Annotated in this window: 2 protein-coding genes and 1 pseudogene; all 3 read right to left on the bottom strand. The window is 33.2% G+C overall.

The genetic code is table 11. The features are described from left to right. Nucleotides 1–345: pseudogene (locus tag LPB87_RS20530) on the bottom strand (flagellar motor protein MotB); the annotation flags it as partial. Between the two features lie 11 nt (nucleotides 346–356). Then, complete coding sequence (locus LPB87_RS20525; protein WP_129539081.1) at nucleotides 357–1,274, bottom strand: type IX secretion system membrane protein PorP/SprF; 918 nt, start codon at nucleotides 1,272–1,274, stop codon at nucleotides 357–359. A 157-nt stretch (nucleotides 1,275–1,431) separates the two neighbouring features. Next, a partial coding sequence (locus LPB87_RS20520; protein ID WP_230729212.1) for a gliding motility-associated C-terminal domain-containing protein occupies nucleotides 1,432–2,624 on the bottom strand: 1,193 nt, incomplete at its 5' end.

Genomic DNA, 2,624 nt, shown 5'->3' with positions numbered 1-2,624 from the left:
ATCTAATATCTGATTGGCTTTAGTAACGTCTCCTGTAGATTTTAATGATTGTGCATATCGATAATAATATTCAGGCTCAACTTCAGTATTCATTGCGAACAATTCGGCATACCATTTTGATGCTTTATCAAATTCGGAATTGAAATAATAAGAATTGCCTAGTTTTTTGAACATATCTTCTGATTTGTATCCTTTTTCGGCTACACGTTCATAGGTCTTAATAGCGTCTATATAGGCATAGTTGTCGTATTTCTTGTCTCCAGAAGCAATCTTGCCTTGTTGTGAATAACTGTTTAATGAAAAAACACTTATTATTGTTATGTAGAGGATTGTAAAATTTTTCATAATAAATATTTTTAGAAGAAACGTGGGGTTGTAATTTTGCCGTTGTTTTTGAATATTTCATAGCGCAAGAATATTTCATGCGAGCCAGAATTATAGTTGTTTAAGTTAGTGGTTTCACGATCATAGCCATATCCTATATATAGTCCATCGCTAACTTGAAATCCAACCATAGCACTCAATGCAGCGCTCCATCTGTAGGCAACACCAACTACAAACTTGTTAATGAACATAAAATTGGCCGAAACATCAACTTGTAATGGGGCTCCCTCTACTATTTTGGTAAGTACAGCAGGTTTAAATTTGATATCTTCATATTTATCTAAATCAAATACATAACCAGCCATAACATAATAATTGATTTTATCTTTATAAATGGCATAATCATTATCGTTATAGCGATTGGTTTCGATAAAGTTTGGTACTGATAAACCTATGTATGCTTTATCAGAATGATAATAAACCCCAGCTCCAATATTTGGTCTAAAGACACTATTAAAGTTCTGAAATTGTGGATCACCTTGATCTGCTGGATTTAATTTATTGATATCTAGATTGAATAAATTACCTGTGGCTTTAATACCAAAGGACAGTTTGTAATTTACAGATGTTTGTATTGTATAAGAAAGGTCTACAGATAGATCATTCTCATTAGTGGGACCAATTTTGTCATTGACTAATGATATTCCTAAACCTAAATTACTGTTGTTAATTGGCGTATTTACCGAAAAACTACTTGTTTCAGGTGCACCATCAAGTCCAACCCATTGAGTACGGTATAAACCAAAAATACTTAGAGCTCCTCGCGACCCAGCATAAGCAGGGTTGATATTTATGGTGTTGTACATGTATTGTGTAAATTGTGCATCTTGTTGAGCGTAACTTACTATAGCTGTAAACATCAAAACGAAAGAAAATAATTTTGTTCTCATAGTAGATATTTATTATTTTATTATTGCAATTGTTTTTCTTGTTTATGATAAAAATGGGTCAATACATTTGTATATCAAAATTACAGATTTTTTTTTCTAAAAACACCTTGCTGACAATGTAATCAGTGCATTGTCAGTAAGTTGTGTTTTTGTTTGTTTATCTTGTTAGATATAAATATCCATCTTTTTTATTGGTTTGAATTGCACCGTTTCCATCAACAGAAGTATAAGTCAGAATATAAAAGTACGTTCCTGTTGGAAGTCCAGATGATTCGCTTATAGTTGTTCTTCCTCTTGAGAATCCTTCAAAAGCATTTGTTGTGTTATTATAGTTTCTAGTTTCAAATACAAGTATTCCCCAACGGTTATATATTTCGACAGTATTATCAGGATAACAGGTTGTATTATCTATATTGTCGATAACAAATTTATCATTGAAGTTATCCCCATTTGGAGAGAATGCATTATGAACTAATATGTTTCCACATCCTAGTACTTTACATTCATCATTCACAGTAAGGTTTACGAATAAGCTTCTTGGGCAAATTTCATCTTGTATTTGATATTCGAATGAGTAAGTACCAACAGGAAGTCCGAATGTGGTAACAATGCTACCTTGTAAAGCATTGGTATTATCAGTATCTATCCATGTACCTACAGTAGTTGTGTTTCTTGGTAGTGGAACAAATAAATTAACAGTTGAGTCATCAGCATTACAAGCCTGATCAGGGAAGACCACTCTTGGTTGTATAACTTCACGTTTAATTGTTATTGTTTGTACCAATATGGTTTTATTACCAGCACAATCTGTTAAGGTGTATGTTCTTGTTAGGATATACGGAACGCCTGGACAACTAGTACCTCCATTATTAGAATCGCTTACTGTTATGTTTACAGTTTCGCTACAGTTATCAGCAGCGTCTGTTATAGCATTCGGATTCGCTACAGGAATATCTGATATGTTCACCAGGTTTGTAATATCAGCTGGTGCAGTTCCTGTAGGAGGAGTAGTGTCTTTTACTGTAATTATTTGAGTAAACGAAGCGGTATTACCAGAACAATCACTAGCTGTCCATTTGCGAGTTAATATATAGTTTGTACTACATTCGTTTTCAATATTACTTTTTGTTTCTGTATAAACTACAGGAATATCAAGGTTACAATTATCTGATGCAGTTATATTAGCAGCTTGAGGAACGTTATCACACGATACAAGCATATCAGTAGGAAGCTCTCCATTAAATGTTGGTTTAGTAGTATCTTCAATTGTAATCACTTGCGTGAAAGTATCAGAAATATTACCACAATTATCAGTAGCAGTCCAAGTGTTAGTGTATGTTCCAGAGTTAG

Origin of the sequence: Flavobacterium sp. EDS (assembly GCF_020991525.1) — a bacterium.
In the GTDB taxonomy this organism is placed as follows: Bacteria; Bacteroidota; Bacteroidia; order Flavobacteriales; family Flavobacteriaceae; genus Flavobacterium.
This window is presented reverse-complemented; position numbering and strand designations above follow the sequence as displayed.